This window comes from Pseudomonas sp. F2 (assembly GCF_057174385.1).
The window spans coordinates 5,711,791-5,736,850 of the sequence record NZ_CM169904.1; the positions used below are offsets into that span (position 1 = coordinate 5,711,791).

Below are 25,060 nucleotides of genomic sequence, written 5' to 3' on the forward strand. Positions count from 1 at the left end.
AACTTTTTTGAGCGTGTTTTCATGATTGAGCAACCCGCGGCCTGCCGCATCCATGTCCAGGCCCTCGGCCCGACGTTTGAAGCGCAAGCCGAGCAATGGGCCGAGCGCCTGGGCCTGCCGCTGAAGGAGGACGACGGCGAGTTCGCCTTGCAGGTCGGCGAGCAGGGCTTGCAGCTGCAGCAGCTCGGCCCGGATGCGCCGGGACCGGTGCGGGTGGACTTTGTCGAGGGGGGCGCGGCGCACCGGCGTCTGTACGGCGGCGGCAGCGGGCAGATGATCGCCAAGGCGGTCGGCATCGCTCAAGGCGTGCGCCCACGGGTGCTGGACGCCACGGCGGGGCTGGGCAAGGACGCGTTCGTGCTGGCCAGTCTGGGCTGCGAGATGAGCCTGATCGAGCGCCAGCCGCTGATCGGGGCGTTGCTGGAGGATGGTCTGGCGCGGGCGGCGGAAGATTTCGACGTGGCGCCGATTGTCGCGCGGATGAAGCTGCTCAAGGGCAACTCCATCGAGGTAATGCGCAATTGGCAAGGCGAGCCACCGCAGGTGATCTACCTCGACCCGATGTTCCCGCACCGCGAGAAGACGGCGCTGGTGAAGAAAGAGATGCGTCTGTTCCGGCCGCTGGTCGGGGATGACCCGGATGCGCCGGCGTTGCTCGAAGCGGCGCTGGCCCTGGCGACACACCGGGTGGTGGTCAAGCGCCCGCGCAAGGCGCCGTGTATTGAGGGGCCGAAGCCGAGCCATGCGCTGGATGGCAAATCCAGTCGGTATGACATCTACCCGAAGAAAGCACTCAAGGCTTGATACCGAGTCGCCTCAATCGCTGGCAAGCCAGCTCCCACAAGTTTTTGTGTCGTTCGCACAATTTGTGTTCAGCACGATCAATGTGGGAGCTGGCTTGCCAGCGATGACGTCAGATCAGGCGCTAAAAAATCAGGGCCGATACGCCCGCATGAACAACCCCACCACTTCCTGCACATGACTTTCTGCCGCTTCTTCGCTCAGCGGCTCACCACAGCAATACAGCAAACGAAAATTCCCCGCACCCTTGAGCAGGCAGAAGAAATGCTCGGCGGCATTGCGCGGCAGGTCGATGCTCAGCACGCCGGTCTCGTCGATGCGTTTGAGCAGCCGCTCCATGCCTTGCACCATGCGTTCGGGGCCAGCGTCGAAGAAGATCTGCGACAGCTTCGGATCCTGGGTGCCCAGCGCCATCATCAAGCGATGCAAATTCACCGACTCGTCGCTGTTGATCAGCTGATGAAAGCCCCGGGCAATGTTCAGCAACACATTTTCCACGGGGATGCCGGCGGGCAATTCGAAGAACAGCGGCGGTAACTGCTCCTCGCATTTGGCCATTACCGCGGAGGAGAACAGCGTCTCCTTGTCGTTGAAGTGGCTGTAAACCGTCAGTTTCGACACGCCCGCCTCGGCGGCGACCGCGTCCATGCTGGTGTTGGCATAGCCGTGACTCAGGAACAGGGTTTTCGCCGCATCGAGGATTGCCCGGCGCTTGGCCGGATCCTTCGGACGGCCCGGGCCGTTTGGAGCTGAAAGATTGTTCGACATTCTTCGCTTTTAATACTGGACTGGTGAGTTTGCTATTAATACCATACCGGCCAGTATAAATATTCCAAGCACCATAAGCGAAAGGTCCGTCACCATGTTCCGCTATGCGTTGTCCTTTGCCGTGCCAGTCAGTCTGGCTGTTTTATTGTCCGCATGCGGTCAGGAAGAGGCGACGTCAGTCAGCGTTCGACCGGCCATGGTGGTGCAGCCAGAGCCTTCGGCGCAGGCGATGGAAAGTTATCCGGGTGAGGTTCGCGCCCGCTACGAACCCGATCTGGCGTTCCGCATTGGCGGCAAAGTCAGCCGACGACTGGTCGAGGAAGGCCAGCGCGTGAAGGCGGATCAACCATTGGCCGAACTCGATCCGCAGGACGTGCGCCTGCAACTGGAAGCCACTCGCGCCCAGGTCGCTGCCGCTGAAGCCAATCTGAATCTGGTGCGCGCCGAGCGTGACCGCTACAAGACGCTGATGGAGCGGCAGATGGTCAGCCGTTCGGCCTACGACAACGCGGAAAACCTCTACCGCTCCGGCGAAGCCCGCCTCAAGCAAATCAAAGCCGAATTCAACGTCTCGACCAACCAGGCCAGTTACGCCGTGCTGCGCGCGCCGCAGGACGGCGTGGTGGCCAAGCGTTCGGTGGAAGTCGGGCAGGTGGTCGCCGCCGGGCAAACCGTGTTTACCCTCGCCACCGACGGCGAGCGCGAAGTGTCGATCAGCCTCCCGGAGCAGAGCTTCGGGCGGTTCAAGGTCGGCCAGCCAGTGACCGTTGAACTGTGGACCCAGCAAAACCAGCGCTTCGCCGGGCAGATTCGTGAGCTGTCGCCGGCGGCCGATCCGAAATCCCGTACCTTCGCCGCGCGCATCTCGTTCACCAGCGGCAAAGTCCCGGCTGAACTCGGGCAGAGCGCCCGGGTGTTCGTGCAATCGGCAGACAGTGTGCCGCTGTCAGTACCGCTTTCGGCCCTGACTGCCGAGAACGGTGCGACCTATGTCTGGGTCGTCAGCGCCAACAACACCCTGAAAAAGACCCCGGTGCGCATCGGCCCGTTCGGCGAGAAAAGTGTACCGGTGCTCGAAGGCTTGAATGCCAGCGACTGGGTAGTCGCCGCCGGGGTTCACGTATTGCTCGACGGTCAGCAGGTGCGGCCTGTGGATCGCTCCAACCGTGTGGTCAATCTGGCGGACAAGGAGTAAGTCCCGATGCGCTTCAACCTTTCCGAATGGGCGTTGCGTAATCGCCAGATCGTCCTGTTCCTGATGCTTTTGCTGGCCATCGTCGGGGCCTTGTCCTACACCAAACTCGGCCAGAGCGAAGACCCGCCGTTCACCTTCAAGGCCATGGTCATCCAGACCCGCTGGCCGGGGGCGACCGCACAGGAAGTCTCACGGCAGGTCACCGAACGTATCGAAAAGAAATTGATGGAAACCGGCGAGTACGAACGCATCGTGTCGTTCTCTCGCCCCGGCGAGTCGCAGGTCACCTTCATTGCCCGCGACTCGATGCACTCCAAGGAAATTCCGGACCTCTGGTATCAGGTGCGCAAGAAGGTCAGCGACATTCGCCAGACCTTGCCGCCGGGGATTCAGGGACCGTTTTTCAACGATGAATTCGGCACCACGTTCGGCAATATTTACGCGCTGACCGGCGACGGTTTCGATTACGCAGTGCTCAAGGATTACGCCGACCGCATCCAGATCCAGCTGCAGCGGGTCAAGGATGTCGGCAAGGTTGATCTGCTCGGTTTGCAGGACGAGAAAATCTGGGTCGAGCTGTCCAACGTCAAACTCGCCACCCTCGGTTTGCCACTGGCGGCGGTGCAGCAAGCGCTGGAAGAGCAGAACGCGGTGTCCACTGCGGGGTTCTTTGAAACCGGCAGCGAACGTGTACAGCTGCGGGTCTCGGGGAATTTTCAAACGGTCGAGGAGATCAAGAACTTCCCGATCCGCGTCGGTGACCGGACGTTCCGTATCTCCGATGTCGCCGATGTGCATCGCGGTTTCAACGATCCACCGGCGCCACGCATGCGCTTTATGGGCGAAGACGCCATTGGCCTCGCTGTCGCGATGAAGGACGGCGGCGACATTCTGGTGTTGGGCAAAGCGCTGGAAGGCGAGTTCTCGCGCCTGCAGAAAAACCTCCCGGCCGGCATGCAACTGCGCAAAGTCTCCGACCAACCGGCGGCGGTAAAGACCGGTGTCGGCGAGTTCGTCCAGGTGCTGGTCGAGGCGTTGGCGATCGTGTTGCTGGTGAGCTTCTTCTCCCTCGGCGTGCGCACCGGCATGGTGGTCGCGCTGACCATTCCGCTGGTGCTGGCGATGACCTTCGCCTGCATGTATTACCTGGGTATCGGTCTGCACAAAATCTCGCTCGGCGCGCTGGTGCTGGCGCTGGGCTTGCTGGTGGACGACGCGATCATCGCCGTGGAAATGATGGCGATCAAAATGGAGCAGGGTTTCGACCGGATCAAGGCCGCGAGCTATGCCTGGACCAGCACCGCGTTCCCGATGCTCACCGGTACGCTGATCACCGCCGCCGGGTTTCTGCCGATTGCCACCGCGCAGTCCGGCACCGGTGAATACACCCGTTCGATCTTCCAGGTGGTGACCATCGCCTTGCTCGCCTCATGGGTGGCAGCGGTGATGTTCGTGCCGTATCTGGGGGAAAAACTCCTGCCGGATCTGGCGAAAATTCATGCGGCCAAACACGGCACAGCTGACGGGCAAGCCGACCCGTATGGCACGCCGTTCTATCAACGGGTGCGGCGTCTGGTGGAGTGGTGCGTGGCGCATCGCAAAACCGTGATCGTGCTGACGGTGGGGCTGTTCATCGCGTCGGTGATGCTGTTCCGTTTCGTGCCGCAGCAGTTCTTCCCGGCCTCCAATCGACTGGAGTTGATGGTCGATCTGAAGTTGGCCGAAGGGGCGTCGCTGGCCAACACCACGGCCGAGGTCAAACGCCTGGAAGCAATGCTCAAGGATCACGCCGGCATCGATAACTATGTGGCGTATGTCGGCACCGGTTCGCCGCGTTTCTACCTGCCGCTGGATCAGCAACTGCCGGCGGCGAGCTTCGCCCAGTTTGTGGTATTGGCGAAAAACATCGAGGAGCGCGAGACCCTGCGCACCTGGTTGATCGAAACCCTCAACGAGCAATTCCCGGCCCTGCGCTCGCGGGTCACGCGTCTGGAAAACGGTCCGCCGGTGGGCTACCCGGTGCAGTTCCGCGTCACCGGTGAGCACATCGAAGAGGTCCGCGCGTTGGCGCGCAAAGTAGCAGCCAAGGTGCGCGAGAACCCGCATGTGGTCAACGTGCACCTGGACTGGGAAGAGCCGAGCAAAGTGGTGTACCTGAACATCGATCAGGACCGCGCCCGGGCGCTCGGTGTGAGCACGGCCAATCTGGCGAAATTCCTCCAGAGCTCGCTGACTGGTTCGAGTGTCAGTCAGTACCGCGAGGACAACGAGCTGATCGAGATCCTGTTGCGCGGCACGGTGCATGAGCGCACCGAGTTGTCGTTGCTGCCGAGTCTGGCGGTACCGACCGATAACGGTCGCAGTGTGGCGTTGTCGCAGATTGCCACGCTGGAGTACGGGTTTGAGGAAGGGATTATCTGGCACCGTAATCGTCTGCCCACCGTGACGGTGCGGGCGGACATTTACGGTAAAGAGCAGCCGGCGACGCTGGTGAAGCAGATCGCTCCGACGCTGGATCCGATCCGTGCCGAATTGCCTGACGGGTATCTGCTGGATGTCGGCGGCACGGTGGAGGATTCGGAGCGTGGGCAGAAGTCGGTGAATGCCGGGGTGCCGATGTTTATCGTGGTGGTGCTGACGTTGCTGATGGTGCAATTGCGTAGCTTCTCGCGCACGGCGATGGTGTTTCTGACGGCGCCGTTGGGGTTGATCGGGGTGGTGTTGTTTCTGATGGTGTTCCGTCAGCCGTTCGGGTTTGTGGCGATGCTGGGGACGATCGCGCTGTCGGGGATGATCATGCGCAACTCGGTGATTCTGGTGGATCAGATCGAGCAGGATATTGCTTCGGGGCTGACGCCTTGGGAGGCGATTATCGAGGCGACGGTGCGGCGCTTTCGGCCGATTGTGTTGACGGCTTTGGCGGCTGTGTTGGCGATGATTCCGTTGTCGCGCAGTGTGTTTTTCGGGCCGATGGCGGTGGCGATTATGGGGGGGTTGATTGTGGCTACGGCGTTGACGCTTTTGTTTTTGCCTGCTTTGTATGCGGCCTGGTTCCGAGTGCGTCGGGAGGGGTGAGGCTTTTGGACTTGGCGGCCTTTGGGCCGACCATGCTCCTGGGGTTTTGGGTGTTTATCCGTTGCTTCGGGTGTTGCGGCTGGCGGTTTCGCCCTTACGGCGACTCCCTTTGGCAAACGCCCCAAAGGAAGCAAAGGTCTTGGCCCCGGCGTACGGCCCTCGCTTAGGCTCGGGTTCCTTCGTTGCGGGGTTCATCCGGGGGCATCGCCTCCGGTTTGCTTCGCTGCACCTCCTCTCGATGTGTTCGACTGCGTCGAACGGTCGCTGCGCTCCCACCCCCGGATAAACCCCTCCACTCAGCCTGCCGATGGGGCCGGCACGGCAAGATCAAGAGCTGCAGCCGAGCTAACGCTCATCCTGTTGAGTGGTGAGAAGCGGATGCGGTCTGCTGTTGATTTTTGTGGGAGCTGGCTTGCCAGCGAAGGCGGCCTGACAGCCGACCAATCTCCAACTGCCCGCACCCAATCTCCTGTAGGAGCTGCCGAAGGCTGCGATCTTTTGATCTTGATCTTGTGGGAGCTGGCTTGCCAGCGAAGGCGGCCTGACAGCCGACCAATCTCCAACTGCCCGCACCCAATCTCCTGTAGGAGCTGCCGAAGGCTGCGATCTTTTGATCTTGATCTTGTGGAAGCTGGCCTGCCAGCGATGGCGGCCTACGGGCCGACCGGTTTCCAACTGACCACCTCCAACCCCACTGTGGGAGCTGGCTTGCCAGCGAAGGCGGCCTGACAGCCGACCAATCTTCAACAGACCACACCCAATCTCCTGTAGGAGCTGCCGAAGGCTGCGATCTGTTGACTTTGGCATTTCAAAATCAAAAACATGATCAAAAGATCGCAGCCTTCGGCAGCTCCTACATTGAGTCAGGTTGTATTTAATGCTGGCCCATGCCGGTGAAACGCCGGCCTCGGCCAATGTCATGGCCAGTGAGTTGGCGTTTACCCTGAGCGGCCAGACGTGCAGTCAGCTTCTCGGTATCCAGCAGATGATTTCGCTCGCTGAGCTGTCGGTAAACCGCGTCCTTGATCAAGTCGATCCGCAAGGCTGACACGCAACAAAAAGCCCGCTGACCTTCACAGGTTCAGCGGGCTTTTGCGTGCAGCGGCAAAAATTACAATGTACCGAACACCTTCTTCGCCAGACCGGTCGCCGCAGCCGCCGGGTTCTTGCGGATGGTTTCTTCCTGTTTGCCGATCATTTCGAACAGGCCGTTCAGTGCCTGCTCGGTGACGTAGCTTTCGACGTTGGCGCTTTTCGCATCCACCACGCCGAGGGTCGCGGCCTGGCCGGCGAAGGCGTTGTATTTCTGCGCTACGCCGACTTTGTCGGTGGCTTGTTTGACGATCGGCAGGAACCTGGCGCGGATCTGTTCGCGGCTGGTTTTGTCCAGGTATTGGGTGGCCGAGTCGGTGCCGCCGCTGAGGATGCCCTTGGCGTCGGCCACGGTCATTTTCTTCACGGCGTCGACGAGGATCGGCTGGGCCTGGGTCACGGCGCTTTCTGCGGCCTTGTTCATCGCGGTTTCGAGTTCGTCGACCTGGGCGCCCATGCCGAAGGCTTTCATCTTGCCGGCGACTTTGCCGAGTTTGCCCGGCAGTTCGATTTTCACCTCCGGGTTGTTGCTGAAACCGCCCGGGGTGCCGAGTTGTTTGACGGCGATTTGCGCGCCTTGGGTCAGGGCGTCCTTGAGGCCGCCGGTGGCGTCTTGTTGCGAGAGGTCGCTGAGCGACAGCGCCAGGGCGCTGGCAGAGATCATCAGGCCCGCGCACAGGCTGGCGAAGCGAAGGGTAGGGCGGAGCATGGCAGCTTCCTTGAAAGACAGTTAGCGAATGGCGTCGACGCGGATTTTCAGCGGCTGCGGATCATTACCGTCCAGTTGCACGGCGTGGTTCTCGGTGGTGATGAACATCAGCTCACCGTTGACCTCGATGCGCGCGCTGACCGAGTAGCGGTGACCGGGTTTGACCTGGGCCGGATCGTAACTCAAGTGGAACGGCAGCGGCACCTGGCCTTTGACCGGGCCTTTCTGCTCGTCGAGGACCACCGCCGGGGCGTCGGCCAGCGATACGTCCTGCAAGCTCACGCTCAGTGTCGCGCTCGGTGGCAGGGCGATGCGTTGCAGGTAGAACACTTCACCGTCGAGACCGACCTTGCCGGCGGGTGTGGTTGATTGGCAGGCGCTGAGAAGGGTGGCGGCGGCGAGGGTCAACAGTTTTTTCATGGGTAGAGCTCCTTTCAATGTGGGAGCGAGCCTGCTCGCGAATGCGGTGATTCAGTCAATATTTCCAGTGACTGATCAACCGTCTTCGCGAGCCGGCTCGCTCCCACCGGGGTAATGCATCAAGCCTCAGGCAGTGGCGTGATCTGATCCGCCGCATCTTCACTGCGATGCAGCGCCACCTGACGAATCGACAGGCGAATCTCCGCCGGCAATACGCGTTTGGCCGCGCCCTCCGCCAGTTCGCCGAGCAGTTCGTGGTAGCTCAACTTGCCGGCTTCGTCGCGGCGCAGGACGTCGAGGTCGAGCATCGTCTGGATGAAATGACGGAACAGACTCTTGTCGAAGAACTCCGGGGCATTCAGGCCGTGCAGGATCGACAGACGCTGGGCCATGACCGTGCACAGGTCTTCCAGCTCTTCGGCGCTGATGCTGTTCTGCCCGGCGTTGAGCAGCAGCGAGACGGTCATGTAGAAGCGCTGCAGGGTCTGCGCGATGCTTTTCGACAGCAGGGTCAGCAGCACAAAGTGCCGCGAACTTGGAGCGGGGCGCAGGTACACGTCCTTTTCGAAACGCAGCAGGCCTTGCTCGACGAACGCTTCCAGCCATTGATCGATTACTGCGTCCAGTTCCTCCAGGCTCCAGCGGATGAACAGCTCCGACTGCAAGTACGGATACAGCGCGCGGGTGTAGCGCAGGATCTGCTCGCGGCTCATGCGCGAAGTGCTCTGGAAGAAGCTCGCCAGCAGCGCCGGCAAGGCGAAGATGTGCAGCACGTTGTTGCGGTAGTAGGTCATCAGGACGGCGTTCTGCTCGTCCAGATACAGAATCTTGCCCAGCGCATCGTTTTGCTCGGACAGCAAATCCATGTCCTTCACATGCTCGATCAGCGCGCGGCCGTCGCCTTCCGGCAGGGTCGTGTGCGGCGAGTACGGGACTTTGCGCAGCAGCGCCAGATACAGATCCAGCACCCGCGCCATGGCCCGATCGTCCAGTGCCAGGCGGGTGGTGGACAGCAGCGCCAGCGCCACCAGATTGACCGGGTTGATTGCCGCCGCTTCGTTCAGGTGCTGCGCGACTTTCTCGCCGAGGCGGTTGGTGGTTTCGTTAAGCCAGGCCGGTTTGTACTGCGGGCCGAGTGCCTGCTGGCGCCAGTCTGGCTGTTCGCTGTCGAGGAACTCTGCAAGTTTGATCGGTTCGCCGAAGTTCACCGCGACTTGACCGAAGCGCTGCTTGAGCGCGCCGATGACTTTGAAGATGTCGAAGATCGACTCTTTCTTCTTGCTCGCGCCACGCAATTCGCCAAGGTAGGTACGACCTTCCAGCACGCGCTCGTAACCGATGTACACCGGTACGAAGACGATCGGCATCCGCGACGAACGCAGGAAGCTGCGCATTGTGATCGCGAGCATGCCGGTCTTCGGTTGCAGCATGCGCCCGGTGCGCGAGCGGCCGCCCTCGACGAAGTATTCGACCGGGAAACCTTTGGTAAACAGGGTGTGCAGGTATTCGTTGAACACCGAGGTATACAGCGGATTGCCCTTGAACGTGCGGCGCATGAAGAACGCGCCGCCTCGGCGCAGCAGGCTGCCGATCACCGGCATGTTCAGGTTGATCCCGGCGGCAATGTGCGGCGGGGTCAGGCCGTTGCGAAACAGCAGATACGAGAGCAGCAAGTAGTCGATGTGGCTGCGGTGGCACGGCACGTAGATCACTTCGTGACCCTGAGCGACCTTCTGCACGCCTTCGATGTGGTTGACCTTGATCCCGTCGTAGATCTTGTTCCAGAACCAGCTCAGTACCACTTCGAGGAAACGGATCGCGGTGTAGGTGTAGTCCGAAGCGATCTCGTTGCCGTAGCGCAGGGCCTGGGCCTTGGCTTTTTCCAGGGAAATGTTCTCGCGTTCGGCTTCTTCGACGATCGCTTGCTTGACCAGTGGTTGATTGAGCAGCCCCTTGACCAGATTGCGCCGGTGCGAGATGTCCGGGCCGATCACTGCCGCCTTCAGGTTGCGGAAGTGCACGCGCAGGATGCGCTGGGCCATGCGCACGGTGCGTTCGTGGCCCTTGTTGTGTTCGATCAGTTCGCGCAGGTGGATCGGCGCGGAGAACTGCACACGGGTCTTGCGCCCCAGAACGATGATGCTCAGCAGCCGACGCAGGCGCCCGGTGACGGCCCAGCTGTCGGCGAACAGCAGCTTCCACGGACTGTTTTCGCTGTCCGGCGACTGGCCCCAGAACACGCTTACCGGAATGATCTGCGCGTCTTCGGCGGCGTTCTGGGTCAGGGCGCTGACCAGACGGGTCAGGGTCGGCGGTGCACCGCGCTTGTCCTGACGGCCAAGCCAGTCCGGGTCCGGCGTCAGGTAGAAAAACGCCGCCGGTTCGATCAACGGCCCCACCGACACTGGCAGCACCGGACGCGGCAGACCGGCCTTGGTGCACTCGGTGTCGACCACCGCCAGATCAGTCAGCGAGGGGTTTTGCAGGACGTAGAACACCGGGCGACTGCGGTCGAGGTTGAGGGTGAGCGACGACTGGTTGATCGTCTCCGAGCGAACCCAGAGGTACAACAGTCGGCGCAAGGTGCCAAACACTAGACGGCGGAACGGGGAGCGGGTCATACGGCTTCTGCGTGAGTTGATAAAACCGAGCAGATGCTCGGGCGGTCGACAGTTTGCCGTATTCACCGAAAATCGGCAAAAAAGCGGCGAAGTAATCTCCTGTTGAGAGTTTTTGCGCCTGTCATATACTCGGCAATCTGTCGCCGGGGCCCTTTATGGACGTCGGGCGCAGGCTGACGTTCCGCAAAGGCTTTCCTGCGAAAAGCCTGTTCAATAATAAAAAAGGAGTATGAACAGATGGCAACACGTGAAACCGGCAATGTGAAGTGGTTCAACGACGCCAAGGGCTACGGCTTCATTCAGCGCAACGACGGGGTGGACGTGTTCGTGCACTACCGCGCGATCCGCGGTGAAGGGCATCGCTCGCTGACCGAGGGTCAGCAGGTTGAATACGCGGTGGTGGAAGGGCAGAAGGGGTTGCAGGCTGAGGATGTTGTAGGCCTGTAACTTTCAAGATCAAAAGATCGCAGCCTGCGGCAGCTCCTACAGTTTGGAATGCATTCCCCTGTAGGAGCTGCCGAAGGCTGCGATCTTTTGCTTTCAGGCAGTCTTCCAGGTGATTTCTTCTTCACCGTCGGCGCTGATGCGAATCCAGCGATCCGCCGTTTCCTCACCTTCTTCCTCGACCCACGTGCCCGGTGCGCAACGTACTTCCACGTTCAGCGCGGCAAAGGCTGCACGGGCGCAGGCGATGTCGTCGTCCCACGGCGTCGCGTCGCTTTCCAGGTACAGGCTGTTCCATTTGCCCACGGCCTTCGGCAGCCACGTCACCGGGATGTTGCCGGCCTTGCACTTGTAGGTCTGGCCTTTCTGTACCCAATCGCTGCACGGGCCTAGAGCCTCACCGAGCCAGGCGGAAATCGCCTTGTGGTCGACGTCGGCGTCTTTCAGGTAAATCTCGATATCCGGTTGGCGCATGGATGTCCTCACTGCGGGTCTGAAAAATCCATTCGCGGATTTAGCCGGCCCCGGGCACTCGCCCAAGACCAAAAGTTATTGAAGAACGAAATAATCGTAGCGCATCGACACAGTGGTCACGAACGGCTCGGCCTGCTCGATCACTGCGGCGCGGCGTTCGGCACTGGCGCGCCAGCCGTGGGGTGTCATCGCCAACAGGTTGGCGCGATCCTCGGGCTTGTCCAGCGTCAGTTTGAATTCCAGGGTTTCGCTGTGCGCCAGCGCCATGCCTTCGGGCACTAATGCCAGATGCTTGTCGTCGGTGTATTCGCGCACTTCGTCGTACAGGCGTTCGCGCAGTTCCATCAGATGGCCGCTGGTCGGGCCGACCTTCATCAGGCCGCCGCCGACGCTGAGCAGACGCTTGGCTTCTGCCCAGTCCAGCGGACTGAAAACGCTGGCGAGAAACTGGCAACTGCCCGACGCCAATGGCACGCGGGCCATGCTGGCGATCAACCAGGTGAGCGCCGGGTTGCGCTTGCAGGCGCGTTTCACCGCCTCGCGGGAGATGTCCAGCGCGTAGCCATCGGCATCCGGCAAGGCATCGGCAATCTGCGCGGTGTAGTAACCCTCACCGCAACCGATATCGACCCAGCGTGCCGGCGCATAACCCGCCGCCAGCTCGGCCAGACGTTTGGCCACTGGCGCGTAATGCCCGGCATTCAGGAAGTCGCGACGCGCCTCGACCATCGCCTGGTTGTCGCCAGGATCGCGGCTGTTCTTGTGCTGCACCGGCAGCAGGTTCAGATAACCCTGCCGCGCGCGGTCGAAGCGGTGGCCGGCGGGGCAGACCACACCGTTATCGACGCTGTTCAGCGGTTCACTGCAGATCGGGCACGCGAGCATCAGGCGAGCAACTTGATCAGGGTCTGGTAGTAGATCTCGGTCAGCACGTCGAGATCGGCCGCCAGCACACGCTCGTTGACCTGGTGAATGGTCGCGTTGACCGGCCCCAGCTCAACCACTTGCGTACCCATGGTCGCGATGAAACGACCGTCGGAAGTCCCGCCGCTGGTCGACGCGTGGGTTTCGCGGCCGGTGATGTCCTTGATGCTCGACGACACCGCGTCGAGCAGCGCGCCCGGCTCGGTGAGGAACGGCAGACCGGACAGCGCCCAGTCGATGTGCCAGTCCAGGTTGTGTTTGTCGAGGATGTCGGCCACGCGTTTTTGCAGGCCTTCGACGGTGGATTCGGTGGAGAAGCGGAAGTTGAACACCGCCACCAGATCACCCGGAATCACGTTGGTCGCGCCGGTGCCGGAGTTGAGGTTGGAAATCTGGAAACTGGTCGGCGGGAAGAAATCGTTACCGTGATCCCAATGCTCGGCGGCCAGCTCGGCCAGCGCCGGAGCCGCGAGGTGGATCGGGTTCTTTGCCAGATGCGGATAGGCCACGTGCCCCTGCACGCCGCGCACGGTGAGCTTGGCGCCCAGCGAGCCGCGACGCCCGTTTTTCACCACGTCACCGACCAGCGTGGTGCTCGACGGTTCGCCGACGATGCACCAGTCCAGACGTTCCTTGCGCGCCACCAGACGTTCAACCACCGCTTTGGTGCCGTGGTGCGCCGGGCCTTCTTCGTCGCTGGTGATGAGGAACGCGACCTTGCCCTTGTGATTCGGGTAGTCGGCAACGAAACGCTCGGCGGCGACGGTCATCGACGCCAGACTGCCTTTCATGTCCGCTGCGCCACGGCCACAGAGCATGCCGTGTTCATCGATGACGGCGTTGAACGGGTCGATCTGCCAAGCGGTCACCGGACCGGTCGGCACCACGTCGGTGTGGCCGGCGAAGCACAGCACCGGGCCGTCGTCGTTGCCGTGGGTGGCCCAGAAGTTATCCACATCTTCGATGCGCATCGGTTCGAGGGTGAAACCGGCATCGCCCAGGCGCTGCATCATCTGCTTCTGGCAATCGGCGTCGACCGGCGTCACGGACGGACGGCGGATCAGGTCGATGGCGAGTTGGAGGGTCGGCGAAAGGTCGGCGTGGGCCGTCATGGAAAACTCCGGAGTCATGAATGTGGGCGCGGACTAACAATGTGGGAGCGAGCCTGCTCGCGAATGCGGTGTGTCAGTCAACATAATCGGTGAATGTTACAAAGCCTTCGCGAGCAGGCTCGCTCCCACAGGGATTAGAGGAGTGCCCCGCAAAATGGCGGTTATCTTAAAGCAAAACGGCGACCATTGGCCGCCGTTTAGTGGATCAAGGAGGAATTAGACGACAGGCGCCGGTTCAGGCTCCGCCGCCGGTTTTGGCAGCGACGAGAGGAACGCCATGATCAGCGCCGCGACGTACGGCAGCGACTGCACCAGCAGCATCGCCACCCAGAAGCGCATGTCGTTGCTCGGAATGCCTTGCACCAGGTAAATCCCCAGCGCCGCGCCCCACAACAGCAGCATGATGAACAGCTCTTCCCGCGCTTCGGAAATCGCCACCCAGAAGCCGTGGTTGTCGGCATTTTTCGGAGTGCGGAAGAACGGAATGCTGCTGGTGAAGAAGCCATACAGCACCGCTTTGGCGATGGTGTGCGACAACGCCAGTCCGGCCAATGCCGCGCAGAACGCATCCTTGAGGTTCACGCCGACGGCGCGACGGTAGAGGAAGATGATCTTGCCGACCTTGAACACGAACAGCGCCAGCGGCGGGATGGCGAAAATCAGCAGCGGCGGATCGACCCGTTGCGGCACGATGATCATCGCCGCTGACCACAACAACGCGCCGACGGTGAAGAAAATGTTCATGCCGTCCGCCACCCACGGCAGCCAGCCGGCAAGGAAGTGGTAACGCTGGCCACGGGTCAGCTCGGTGTCCTTGCCGCGCAGCAGGCTGCGGGTGTGGCGCTTGATGATCTGGATCGCGCCGTAGGCCCAGCGGAAACGCTGCTTCTTGAAGTCGATGAAGGTGTCCGGCATCAGACCCTTGCCGTAGCTGTCGTGGTAATACGCCGCCGACAGGCCTTTCTCGAACACGCGCAGGCCGAGTTCGGCGTCTTCACAGATGCACCAGTCGGCCCAGCCCAGCTCTTCCAGAACCGAACGGCGGGTCATGGTCATGGTGCCGTGCTGGATGATCGCGTCGCGGTCGTTACGGGTGACCATGCCGATGTGGAAGAAGCCTTTGTATTCGGCGTAGCAGAGCTTCTTGAAGGTGCTTTCGTTCTGGTCGCGGTAATCCTGCGGCGACTGCACCACGGCGATTTTCGGGTCGGCGAAGTGCGGCACCATGTGCTTGAGCCAGTTCGGGTGTACGCAGTAGTCGGAGTCGATCACCGCGATCACTTCGGCGTCCTTGGCGGTGTGCGGAATCAGGTAGTTCAGCGCGCCGCCCTTGAACCCGGCCAGGGGCGAGACATGGAAGAACTTGAAGCGCGGGCCGAGGGTCGCGCAGTAGTCGCGCACCGGTTCCCAGACTGCCGGGTCCTTGGTGTTGTTGTCGATGATCAGGACTTCATAGTCCGGGTAATCGAGGGCCGCGAGGGCGTCGAGGGTCTGTTTGACCATGTCCGGCGGCTCGTTGTAGCAGGGCACGTGGATCGAGACTTTCGGCCGGTAGTCCGAATCACCGATCACCGGCAGGAATTCCCGCCGACGCTTGTGAATCCACACGGCTTCGGCCAGTTCATGCGCTTCGGTCAGCAACACGATGAACACCCCGAGCGCACCCAGCGCCAGGAGGAAACCCACCGTCAGGCTGAACCACGTGCTGTATTGCTGGCTGTAGTCGTAGCCGATCCACACCAGCACCGAACCGCAAAGGAACGCGATAAAGGTCAGGAAGGTCCGGCCGCGCTGACGCAGGGCCGAGCCGTCGATCATCAGCAGGGTCAGCGACAACAGCGCCAGCACCACCGAACCGATGGCCAGCACGCGCCATTGCGGGATGGCGACGACCGGGCCTTCGAAGTTGAATTTCTGCTGGCGCGCGGCGTTGAACACGCCCCAGTAGGCGCCCACCGAACCTTCGTCACTGGCCTTCCACGGCTGGTCGAACGCTTCAATCACGAAGTAGTTGAAACCTTGACGGTTGAGTTTGTTGACCAGCGTGCGCAGGTAGATCGCCTGATCCGCTGGCGACGCATCGGCGCCACCGCGCATGCGACCGTTGCTCGGCCAGCCGACTTCGGACAGCAGCAACGGTTTTTTCGGGAACAGCTTTTTCAGGTCGCGGGCGCGGTCGAAGACAAACTGCCCGGCCTTGTCCACCGGAATGAATTCCCAGTAAGGCAGCACGTGCGCGGCGATCAGGTCGACGTGTTTGGCCAGTTCCGGGTGTTCTTCCCAGACGTGCCATTGCTCGGAGGTGGTCACCGGCACTTTCACCGCAGCGCGCACGCGATCCAGCAGCACGCTCAGTTGTTCGGCGGTGATTTCCTTGCGGAAAATCGCCTCGTTACCGACCACCACCCGCACCACGCTGCGCGAGGTGTTGGCCAGTTCGATGGCGCGCTGGATCTCGCGCTCGTTGCGTTCCTGATCGGGGCTGATCCAGATCCCGAGGGTCACGCGCAGACCAAACTCTTCCGCCAGTTTCGGGATGTCCTGCAGCGAACCGTCAACCGAATAGATGCGGATGTTGTCCGTCAGCTTGCTCATGATCTCCAGGTCGCGGCGCATTTCATCGTCAGTCGGATACTGATCCTTCTGCGGGAATTGGCCCTGCTGGAATGGCGAATAAGAGAAACCGGAGATCTGCTCCGGCCAGTTGGGCGCGGAGACCGGGCGGTTGATCAGCGCCCAGAAACCGGTGAACAGGGCGGCGATTGCCAGAACCACCACCAGGTTGAGACCAAATTTACGCGATGACATAGCTATTTCGGGTTCCAAAGGCTGTGGAACGAAGGAACGGTTGGCAAGCGCCAAAAGGGCGCGAATCCTACACCGGCAGTTCACTGCTCGTACACCGGACAGGGAAATGCCCGACATTGGGCAGTCCAACCTGATTTAAGTTCTTTAGTAACAGCTTGTAAGAGAAAACTTTGTTATTCAGTTATAGCAATTCCCGGTGGCGAGGGAGCTTGCTCCCGCTGGACTGCGAAGCAGTCCGCTTTTTGAGGGCCGCTTCGCGACCCGGCGGGAGCAAGCTCCCTCGCCACAAAGGTTGTGTGAAAACGCCTGCGTTCACCGTTCATAGCGTCAAAGATGCTCTTGGCCGTCGACGGCCCTATAATGCGCGCCGGTTTTTGGGGTAATGGTCATGAGTACAGAAGATCCGCGGTTTGCAGGCATCGCCCGTTTGTATGGCATCGAGGGCCTCGAGCGCCTGCGTGCGGCCCATGTGGCGATTGTCGGCGTCGGTGGCGTTGGTTCCTGGGCGGCGGAAGCCATGGCCCGCTGTGGCGTGGGTGAGATTTCGCTGTTCGACCTCGACGACGTCTGCGTCAGCAACGCCAACCGCCAGTTGCACGCACTGGACAGCACCGTCGGCAAACCCAAGGTCGAGGTGATGGCCGAGCGTCTGCGCGGGATCAACCCGGATTGCACCGTGCACGCGGTGGCGGATTTCGTCACCCGCGACACCATGGCCGAATACATCACACCGAACATCGACTGCGTGATCGACTGCATCGACGCGGTCAACGCCAAGGCTGCGCTGATCGCCTGGTGCAAGCGGCGCAAGATCCAGATCATCACCACCGGCGGTGCCGGCGGACAGATCGATCCGACGCTGATTCAGGTCTGCGACCTCAACCGCACGTTCAACGATCCACTGGCCTCGAAGGTACGTTCGACGTTGCGTCGCGACTACGGCTTCTCGCGCACGGTGACCCGTCATTACAGCGTGCCGTGCGTGTTTTCCACCGAGCAACTGCGCTATCCGAAACCGGACGGCAGCATCTGCTTGCAGAAGAGTTTTGTCGGCGACGGGGTGAAGCTCGACTGCGCCGGCGGGTTTGGCGCGGTGATGATGGTCACGGCAACGTTCGGCATGGTCGCGGCGACCAAGGCGGTGGACAAGATTGTGGCGGGTGTGCGGCGGCCGGCTGACCGAGTAAAACCTCAGGTTTGATCTGTGAGGCTGATGACCTCATCGCTGGCAAGCCAGCCCCCACACTTCCCTTGTAGGAGCTGCCGCAGGCTGCGATCTTTTGATCCTGATTTTAAAAAACAAGATCAAAAGATCGCAGCCTGCGGCAGCTCCTACGGGGTGGTGGCCAATTCATTCATGCGTTTGAGCACGGCATTCAAGCCATTACTGCGCGACGGCGACAACTGCCGCGACAGTCCCAGCTGATTGAACCAGTCCGACAGGTCCACTTGCTGCAACTCGACAGCGCTCAAACCGTTGACCCGCAACAGCAACAACGCCACCAGCCCGCGAATCATCCGCGCATCGCTGGCAGCGCTGAACTGCCAGTGGCCGTCCTGCAGCTCACCCACCAGCCACACTTGACTCTCACAGCCATGCACCCGGTTGGCTTCGCATTTGTCCGCGTCATTCAGCGGCGGCAGACGATCGCCAAACTGCATCAGCAACCGTGCGCGTTGTTCCCAACCAGCGGCATTCTGAAAGGTCTGCAGCGCTTCGGCGGCGGCGAGCGGCAGGTTCATCGCAGCAACTCCAAGGCCTGATCCAGCGCGTCAAAGAAACGCTCCAGATCCTCGGAATCGTTGTACAGCGCCAGCGACACGCGGATCGCCCCGGCCAGTTCGAAGCTTTTCAGCAACGGCATGGCGCAGTGATGCCCGGCGCGCACGGCAATGCCTTGCTCGGTGAGCAGGTGTGCCAGATCGGCGTTGTGCACACCCTCGACGATAAAACTGGCCAGCGCCAGTTGCGGCTTGCCCAGCAGACGAATGCCGTTACGCGCGGCCAGACCTTGCAGCAGGTAGGCGTGCAGCGCCGCTTCATGGGCCGACACCGCGTCCTGATCCAGCCCGGCCAGATAATCGAGCGTGGCACCGAGGCCAATCACACTGGCGATCGGCGGTGTGCCCGCTTCGAAACCCAGCGGGGCAGGGCGGAAGCGTGCATCGTGATAATTGGCTTCCAGGACCATTTCGCCGCCGAACTGCCACGGCTGCAGTTGCTCAAGCGCCTTGTTGCGTCCGAACAGCACGCCGAGGCCATCAGGGCCGTACAGCTTGTGGCTGGAAAACACATAGAAGTCGCAACCGAGCGCCTGCACGTCGTGCCGACCGTGCACCACACCCTGGGCGCCATCGACTACGGTCAGCGCGTTGTGCGCCTTGGCCATCGCCAGCAGCGCCGGCAAGGGTTGCCAGGCACCAAGCACGTTGGACAGCTGACTGACCGCCAGCAAGCGGGTACGCGGATTGATCAGGCGCACAGCGGCGCCGAGGTCGATCACGCCGTCTTCGTCCAGTGGCAGGATCACCAGTTTCAGCTCGCGACGCTGCGCCAGTTGCTGCCACGGCAGCAGGTTGGCGTGATGCTCCAGGGCGCTGATGACAATTTCATCGCCCGGGTGGAAAAGAGGTTCCAGGCCATAGGCCAGGAGATTCAGCGCGCTGGTGGCGCCGTGGGTGAAGATGATCTGCCCGCTGTCACCGGCATTTAGCCACTGGGCTACCTTGAGCCGACTGTCTTCGAACGCCTGCGTGGCGTGGGCGCCGGGCAGATGCTGCGCACGATGCACATTGGCCGCGCCGTTGGCGTAGTAATGCGTCAGTGCGTCAAGCAGGGCCTGGGGTTTTTGCGTGGTGGCGGCGTTGTCCAGATAGGTCTGGTCTTGCCGTTGCAGGGCGGCGATGGCCGGAAAGTCGGCGCGCCAGGGGGAGGGAATCATCATAGGTTCAGCCCTGTGAACTTGGGCGGGGGTACATCGAACCTTGTGGGAGCGAGCTTGCTCGCGAAAGCGTCGTGTCATTCAGCTCTGTTGTTGACTGACCGGACGCCTTCGCGAGCAAGCTCGCTCCCACAGGGGGATCGTACGGCTGCTTAGTTGTGCGCGTGCAGCGCTTCGTTCAGCTCGATCGCCGATTTGTGGGTTTTGCACTCCACGGCACCGGTTTCCGAATTGCGACGGAACAGCAGGTCGGTCTGGCCGGCCAGCTCACGGGCTTTTACAACCTTGACCAGGTTGTTGTGCTCGTCCAGCAGCGCGACTTTGGTGCCGGCGGTCACGTACAGGCCCGACTCGACAGTGTTGCGGTCGCCCAATGGAATACCGATACCGGCGTTGGCGCCGATCAGGCAGCCTTCGCCAACCTTGATTACGATGTTTCCGCCGCCTGACAGAGTGCCCATGGTCGAGCAACCGCCGCCCAGGTCCGAGCCCTTGCCAACGAATACGCCAGCGGAAACGCGGCCTTCGATCATGCCCGGGCCTTCGGTGCCGGCGTTGAAGTTGATGAAGCCTTCGTGCATCACGGTGGTGCCTTCGCCCACGTACGCACCCAGACGCAGGCGCGCGGCGTCAGCGATACGCACGCCGGCCGGCACCACGTAGTCGGTCATTTTCGGGAACTTGTCCACCGAGAACACTTCCAGCAGCTCGCCGCGCAGGCGGGCTTCGAGTTGCAGCTCGGCCAGTTCGCTCAGGTCGATCGCGCCCTGGCTGGTCCAGGCCACGTTCGGCAGCAGCGGGAAGATCCCGGCCAGGCTCACGCCGTGCGGCTTGACCAGACGATGGGACAGCAGGTGCAGCTTCAGGTACGCCTCTGGCGTCGAGGTCAGCTGTGCGTCTTCGGCCAGCAGAGTGGCGACCAGTGGCTTGTGGCTTTCGGCCAGACGGGTCAGCAGTTTGCCTTGAACGGCGTCGATGCCTTTGACCGCTTCAGCCAGTTGCGCAGCCTGGGCGGTGGTGAAGGTGATGGCCTGGTTGCCTTCGGTGTAGCCGAGGATCGGCGCAACGGCAGCGACCAGTTCTGCCGACGGGTTGAGCAGTGGCTGGGCGTAGAACACTTCCAGCCAGGCACCTTGACGGTTTTGCGTGCCGACACCAAAGGCGATGCTGAACAGAGAGTTGGACATGTGAATACCTCTAGCAATAAGTGACGGGCTGCTTACTTGAGTGCGGCCGCGTAGATGTCTGGCTTGAAGCCAATCAGGGTTCGGTCACCGAGATCGAGCACCGGGCGCTTGATCATCGAGGGTTGAGCGAGCATCAGTTCGATGGCTTTCGACTGGTCGAGATCGGCTTTACGTTCGTCGTCGAGTTTGCGAAAGGTCGTGCCGGCACGGTTCAACACCGTTTGCCAGCCGTGCTCGTTGCACCATTGGGTCAGGTGCTCACGGTCGATACCGGCGGTTTTGTAGTCGTGAAAGTCGTAGCTGACAGCGTGTTCATCGAGCCAGGTGCGCGCCTTCTTCATGGTGTCGCAGGCTTTGATGCCGAAAAGGTGCAACGTTTTACTTGAAACGGTCAAGGAATCGCCCCCTTTACAGGTGCTGGAAAAAAATGGTGTCGGATTATGCCATGACCAACGCGTTTCGGGCGGCCACGGTTGTCGTAACGCTGCAAAACCTGTGGGAGCGAGCCCGCTCGCGAAGGGGCCGTGTCAGGCAATATCTCTGTTGAATCAGACACCGCATTCGCGAGCAGGCTCGCTCCCACAAGGGGACTGCGTTCCAGCAGTGCGACATAGGTGCAACGGTCAGACGTATCCTGAGCGGCTAATATGACCGTTCAACGCTGTCGATTGTCTGAGATTTCCGCTTTATGCAAACCGCTTACACCGTCCTTATCCTGTTGATGCTGGTCAGCGTCTCGCGGCTGGTCGGACGGGTCATCCCGCTGCCGCTGCCCCTGGTGCAAATCGCCGCCGGTGCCTTGCTGGCCTGGCCGACATTGGGCCTGCACGTGGCGCTGGATCCGGAGCTGTTCCTGTTTCTGTTCCTGCCGCCGCTGCTGTTCTCCGATGGCTGGCGAATGCCCAAACGCGAGTTCTGGCATTTGCGTGGGCCGATCCTGACGCTGGCGGTCGGCCTGGTGCTGTTCACCGTGGTCGGTGCCGGGTACTTCATTCACTGGCTGTTGCCGACAATTCCACTGCCGGTGGCCTTCGCGCTGGCCGCGGTGCTGTCGCCGACCGACGCCGTGGCGGTGTCGGCGATCTCGCAGAACCGTTTGCCGACACCGCTGATGCACATACTGCAGGGCGAAGCCTTGATGAACGATGCTTCGGGTCTGGTGACGTTCAAGTTTGCCCTGGTTGCGGCGGTCACCGGAGTGTTCTCACTGGCCAATGCCAGCCTGACCTTCGTGCTGGTGGCGGTCGGAGGCTTGGCCGTCGGCGTGGTGCTGAGCTGGCTGGTCGGGCGTTTGCGCGCGTGGATGATCGCCCGGGGCTGGGACGATCCGGCCACCCACGTGGTGTTCATGTTGCTGCTGCCGTTCGCGGCTTATGTGTTGGCCGAGCGGTTGGGCGCTTCGGGCATCCTGTCGGCGGTGGCGGCGGGAATGATGCAGAGCTGGCTCGATCTGTTGCCACGACAGACCAGCACTCGCTTGCTCAACCGTAGCGTCTGGTCGCTGCTCGAATTTGCCTTCAACGGTCTGATCTTCCTGCTGCTGGGTCTGCAATTGCCGGACATCATCAAAGCGGTGGTCAGCCACGAGCCGACGTTGTGGCCGACGCTGCTGTACCGAGGTCTCGACGTGGTGGCGATTTTCCTCGCGCTGGTGCTGTTGCGCTTTATCTGGGTGCAGAGCATCTGGCGCCTGTCGGTGCTGCTGCGCCGTTTGCGCGGCAAGGGCGACCTGACGCAAGTGCCGACCGCGCGATCCTGCTGGCTGCTGACCGTCGGCGGTGTGCGCGGTGCGGTGACGCTGGCCGGTGTGATGTCGGTGCCGATGCTGATGGGGGCCGAGGCGTTCCCCGAGCGCGATCTGCTGATCTTCATCGCCGCCGGGGTGATTCTGTTGTCGCTGATTTGCGCCTGTATCGCTTTGCCATTGCTACTGCGCGGCATCGAGAAAAGTCCGGACGACAAGCGCCGTCAGGAAGTGCGCGACGCCTGGCGCAAGACCGCCGAGGCGGCGATCCATGCGCTGGAAACCGAAGAGGTCGCGCCGCAGGACGCTGCGCAGGCAGCACTCTCGGCCGAACTCAAGGCGCGGATCATGTCCGAGTACCGGCATCAGCTTGAGGTGTTCAACGATTCGGCGGAAGCCCAGGCGCTGGCGTTCCAGATGGATCTGCTGGAGCGCCGTTTGCGACTCAAGGCGTTGCGGGCGCAACGCCTTGAGTTGTATAGCCTGAGCCGTCATCACCAGATTGGTGATGACGTGCTCAGAGAAGTATTGAGCGAGCTTGATTTGAGCGAGGCAAATCTGGGGCAGGTCAAATAGTCCGATACGGACCTGGCGCGCTCACTGACTCGCGGGGTAGGGGTAAGCGTTCGACATGAAGGTTTTATCCTGTTCGCTGAGGTCCAGATTAATGAAGATCTGGAAGTCACCGAGCGTCCACGACTGGCTGACGGGATAGTGCATGATCGACTTCTGGTCGTACTCTGAGTAAATGCTTTCGTCGGGATTGCCGAGGTCAAAATACCAGTCGTGCAGTCGTTTGCGCGTCACGCTGGCCTGGTAGTTGTCCTCTTCCGGGTCGGCGGTTATTCCGTGTTGTTTATAAATGGCTGGTTTATCCCAGGGAATGTTTGCCGTGGGGTTGGTCTGTTCATGTTCTGCGCCGAGCATGTGACCGAATTCATGCATGACATTGGCCGCAAAGTATCGTGCCTGACTGGGCGGGTGGGGCCAGAGTCGCATGGTCGGCTCACCGGGATGTAACAGAGCATCGGTACCGATCAGAGAGGAAAACGTTCCCGGTTGACTGAGTATGCGGATATCGCCTTCTTCACCTTCGACGAAATCGAACTTCAAGTTGATGTGCGGCAACCAGTTGCTGGCGGCGGCGATCGTTTCGTCCTTGAATGCCTGCGTACCGTTGAGGAACGCGATGCGAAGTGTGCTGCCGGGAGTCCAGAATTTCGCCGGATTATTTTTAGCCCACATGTTTTTGAATCTCCCAAGTACATTTAATGTTGCGGGAGATGCGTGTGTGTTCGAATTGTTTGTTTGGCTGAAGCCAGGTTGATTGCATTACGGAACATCCATGTTTTCATTCTTCAGGTTTAACTTCTCGGGTTGCTTGTTGTTCCCGACAAGTTGCTTTGAATGACGGATGCTAGGGGCTAAGGTTGAATCGGTAAATTGAATATATGTACGGTTTTATGACCGGTTACCGTGCCAGCAAAACTGGCACGGTAAAGACACTTACGACTGGCGAGAGACAAACGCGCGAATCCGCTCTGCGGCCTCGACGCATTCAGCCAGTGGCGCAACCAGGGCCATGCGCACACGACCGGCGCCCGGATTCACACCGTCTACCTCGCGGGACAGATACGAGCCCGGCACTACGGTCACGTGTTCCTGCTCGAACAGGTCGCGACAGAACGCCGCGTCGTCACCTTGTACGTTCGGCCACAGGTAGAAACTGCCGTCCGGACGCTGCACGTCCATCACCGGGCTGAGGATCGCCAAGACAGCGTCGAATTTCTCGCGGTACAGCGCACGGTTGGCACGCACGTGCACTTCGTCATTCCACGCCGCAACGCTGGCCAGTTGGGTTTGCACCGGCATCGCGCAGCCGTGGTAGGTGCGGTAGAGCAGGAAGCCTTTGAGGACATCGGCGTCGCCCGCGACGAAACCGGAACGCAGCCCCGGCAGGTTGGAGCGCTTGGACAGGCTGTGGAACACCACGCAACGCTTGAAGCCCTTGCGACCCAGTTCGACACACGCGCTGAGCAGGCCCGGCGGTGGGGTCTGTTCGTCGAAATACAGTTCGCTGTAGCACTCGTCGGCGGCGATCACGAAGTCGTGTTCGTCTGCCAGGGCGATGAGTTTTTTCAGCACATCGACCGGGATCAGCGCGCCCGTCGGATTGCCCGGCGAACACAGGAACAGGATCTGGCAGCGTTTCCAGATGTCTGGCGAGACCGCGTCGAAATCCGGGTTGAAGCCGTTTTCGTCCAGGCACGGCAGGTAGTGCGGCTTGGCGCCGGCGAGGAACGCTGCCCCTTCGTAGATCTGATAGAACGGGTTCGGGCTGACCACCAGTGCATCGTCACCGCGATTGACCACGGTCTGGGTGAAGGCGAACAGCGCTTCACGGGTGCCGTTGACCGGCAGTACGTTGCGCGCCGGATCAATCCAGCCGCTTGGTACGCCGAAGCGACGTTCGCACCAGCCGGCGATGGCTTCGCGCAGGGCCGGGATGCCGAGGGTGGTCGGGTACACCGCCATCTGATCCAGATTGTTCGCCAGCGCTTCGGCGACAAAGCTTGGCGAACGGTGTTTCGGCTCGCCGATCGACAGGGCGATCGGGCGTTTGTCCGGGTTCGGCGTCACGCTGCCGAGCAAGGCGCGGAGCTTTTCGAACGGGTAGGGCTGGAGCTGGTTCAGAGCGTTGTTCATGGGGGCCTCGTTCAATGTGGAGAGAACTCTGTGGCGAG

20 protein-coding genes and 1 pseudogene are annotated in these 25,060 nt (G+C 61.3%); 7 read left to right on the forward strand and 14 right to left on the reverse strand.

Features of this window, described 5'->3' with window-relative positions; all coding sequences use genetic code 11:
• The first annotated feature begins 21 nt into the window (after positions 1 to 21).
• Complete coding sequence (locus tag AC193Q_RS25640; RefSeq protein WP_483878958.1) at positions 22 to 804, forward strand: class I SAM-dependent methyltransferase; 783 nt, start codon at positions 22 to 24, stop codon at positions 802 to 804.
• 129 nt (positions 805 to 933) lie between these two features.
• Here the strand turns inward: AC193Q_RS25640 and AC193Q_RS25645 are convergent, their stop codons facing one another.
• Positions 934 to 1,569 (reverse strand): TetR/AcrR family transcriptional regulator, encoded by a 636-nt coding sequence (locus AC193Q_RS25645; RefSeq protein WP_041063295.1) that lies wholly within the window; start codon positions 1,567 to 1,569, stop codon positions 934 to 936.
• 94 nt (positions 1,570 to 1,663) lie between these two features.
• On the opposite strand from AC193Q_RS25645, the gene AC193Q_RS25650 reads away from it, so the two are divergent.
• The 3 genes and pseudogenes from AC193Q_RS25650 to AC193Q_RS25660 form a co-directional block, all read left to right on the forward strand.
• On the forward strand, positions 1,664 to 2,764 hold the full coding sequence (locus tag AC193Q_RS25650) for an efflux RND transporter periplasmic adaptor subunit (RefSeq protein ID WP_047292822.1): 1,101 nt from the start codon (positions 1,664 to 1,666) through the stop codon (positions 2,762 to 2,764).
• A 6-nt stretch (positions 2,765 to 2,770) separates the two neighbouring features.
• On the forward strand, positions 2,771 to 5,839 hold the full coding sequence (locus AC193Q_RS25655) for an efflux RND transporter permease subunit (RefSeq protein WP_121183896.1): 3,069 nt from the start codon (positions 2,771 to 2,773) through the stop codon (positions 5,837 to 5,839).
• Between the two features lie 877 nt (positions 5,840 to 6,716).
• Positions 6,717 to 6,887: pseudogene (locus AC193Q_RS25660) on the forward strand (DUF6124 family protein); the annotation flags it as partial.
• A gap of 63 nt (positions 6,888 to 6,950) precedes the next feature.
• On the opposite strand, the gene AC193Q_RS25665 reads toward AC193Q_RS25660, so the two are convergent.
• The 3 genes from AC193Q_RS25665 to plsB form a co-directional block, all read right to left on the reverse strand.
• Positions 6,951 to 7,640, reverse strand: coding sequence for a DUF4197 domain-containing protein (locus AC193Q_RS25665; RefSeq protein WP_047291840.1), 690 nt, complete (start codon positions 7,638 to 7,640; stop codon positions 6,951 to 6,953).
• 21 nt (positions 7,641 to 7,661) lie between these two features.
• Positions 7,662 to 8,060: a YbaY family lipoprotein gene (locus AC193Q_RS25670; RefSeq protein WP_047291842.1), complete on the reverse strand. Its 399-nt coding sequence runs from the start codon at positions 8,058 to 8,060 to the stop codon at positions 7,662 to 7,664.
• A gap of 119 nt (positions 8,061 to 8,179) precedes the next feature.
• Entirely contained in the window at positions 8,180 to 10,681 is a 2,502-nt protein-coding gene (gene plsB, locus AC193Q_RS25675) for a glycerol-3-phosphate 1-O-acyltransferase PlsB (protein WP_121183898.1), read from the reverse strand.
• 237 nt (positions 10,682 to 10,918) lie between these two features.
• Here plsB and AC193Q_RS25680 point away from each other — a divergent pair, with 237 nt between their 5' ends.
• Complete coding sequence (locus AC193Q_RS25680; protein WP_047291846.1) at positions 10,919 to 11,128, forward strand: cold shock domain-containing protein; 210 nt, start codon at positions 10,919 to 10,921, stop codon at positions 11,126 to 11,128.
• Between the two features lie 93 nt (positions 11,129 to 11,221).
• Here AC193Q_RS25680 and AC193Q_RS25685 read toward each other — a convergent pair whose 3' ends face one another.
• From AC193Q_RS25685 to AC193Q_RS25700, 4 genes are all read right to left on the reverse strand, one after another.
• Complete coding sequence (locus AC193Q_RS25685) at positions 11,222 to 11,599, reverse strand: hypothetical protein (protein ID WP_007964251.1); 378 nt, start codon at positions 11,597 to 11,599, stop codon at positions 11,222 to 11,224.
• A 75-nt stretch (positions 11,600 to 11,674) separates the two neighbouring features.
• Positions 11,675 to 12,484 (reverse strand): putative RNA methyltransferase, encoded by an 810-nt coding sequence (locus tag AC193Q_RS25690; protein ID WP_121183900.1) that lies wholly within the window; start codon positions 12,482 to 12,484, stop codon positions 11,675 to 11,677.
• Positions 12,484 to 13,635: a succinyl-diaminopimelate desuccinylase gene (dapE, locus tag AC193Q_RS25695; RefSeq protein ID WP_041072365.1), complete on the reverse strand. Its 1,152-nt coding sequence runs from the start codon at positions 13,633 to 13,635 to the stop codon at positions 12,484 to 12,486. Before dapE ends, AC193Q_RS25690 begins: the two co-directional genes overlap by 1 nt.
• A gap of 216 nt (positions 13,636 to 13,851) precedes the next feature.
• Positions 13,852 to 16,443 (reverse strand): glycosyltransferase, encoded by a 2,592-nt coding sequence (locus tag AC193Q_RS25700; RefSeq protein ID WP_108181812.1) that lies wholly within the window; start codon positions 16,441 to 16,443, stop codon positions 13,852 to 13,854.
• Between the two features lie 382 nt (positions 16,444 to 16,825).
• Here AC193Q_RS25700 and tcdA point away from each other — a divergent pair, with 382 nt between their 5' ends.
• Positions 16,826 to 17,644, forward strand: coding sequence for a tRNA cyclic N6-threonylcarbamoyladenosine(37) synthase TcdA (gene tcdA / locus AC193Q_RS25705; RefSeq protein ID WP_003222099.1), 819 nt, complete (start codon positions 16,826 to 16,828; stop codon positions 17,642 to 17,644).
• A 131-nt stretch (positions 17,645 to 17,775) separates the two neighbouring features.
• On the opposite strand, the gene AC193Q_RS25710 is transcribed toward tcdA, so the two are convergent.
• From AC193Q_RS25710 to AC193Q_RS25725, 4 genes are all read right to left on the reverse strand, one after another.
• Positions 17,776 to 18,186 (reverse strand): SufE family protein, encoded by a 411-nt coding sequence (locus AC193Q_RS25710; RefSeq protein WP_121183902.1) that lies wholly within the window; start codon positions 18,184 to 18,186, stop codon positions 17,776 to 17,778.
• Complete coding sequence (locus tag AC193Q_RS25715; RefSeq protein ID WP_121183904.1) at positions 18,183 to 19,388, reverse strand: cysteine desulfurase; 1,206 nt, start codon at positions 19,386 to 19,388, stop codon at positions 18,183 to 18,185. Before AC193Q_RS25715 ends, AC193Q_RS25710 begins: the two co-directional genes overlap by 4 nt.
• Before the next feature lie 149 nt (positions 19,389 to 19,537).
• Positions 19,538 to 20,572: a 2,3,4,5-tetrahydropyridine-2,6-dicarboxylate N-succinyltransferase gene (gene dapD / locus AC193Q_RS25720; protein ID WP_007954762.1), complete on the reverse strand. Its 1,035-nt coding sequence runs from the start codon at positions 20,570 to 20,572 to the stop codon at positions 19,538 to 19,540.
• A 32-nt stretch (positions 20,573 to 20,604) separates the two neighbouring features.
• Positions 20,605 to 20,967, reverse strand: coding sequence for an ArsC family reductase (locus tag AC193Q_RS25725; RefSeq protein WP_041072357.1), 363 nt, complete (start codon positions 20,965 to 20,967; stop codon positions 20,605 to 20,607).
• 293 nt (positions 20,968 to 21,260) lie between these two features.
• On the opposite strand from AC193Q_RS25725, the gene AC193Q_RS25730 reads away from it, so the two are divergent.
• A complete protein-coding gene (locus AC193Q_RS25730) occupies positions 21,261 to 22,892 on the forward strand; it encodes a Na+/H+ antiporter (protein ID WP_041072355.1) in 1,632 nt (543 codons plus the stop codon).
• Between the two features lie 21 nt (positions 22,893 to 22,913).
• Here AC193Q_RS25730 and AC193Q_RS25735 read toward each other — a convergent pair whose 3' ends face one another.
• The gene (locus tag AC193Q_RS25735) at positions 22,914 to 23,561 is read right to left on the reverse strand and encodes a zinc metalloprotease (RefSeq protein ID WP_121184018.1); all 648 of its coding nucleotides are present in this window, start codon (positions 23,559 to 23,561) and stop codon (positions 22,914 to 22,916) included.
• Between the two features lie 261 nt (positions 23,562 to 23,822).
• Positions 23,823 to 25,022 carry a succinyldiaminopimelate transaminase gene (gene dapC, locus AC193Q_RS25740; RefSeq protein WP_121184020.1) on the reverse strand — a complete coding sequence of 400 codons (1,200 nt, stop codon included), beginning with the start codon at positions 25,020 to 25,022 and terminating at the stop codon, positions 23,823 to 23,825.
• Positions 25,023 to 25,060: the final 38 nt, after the last annotated feature.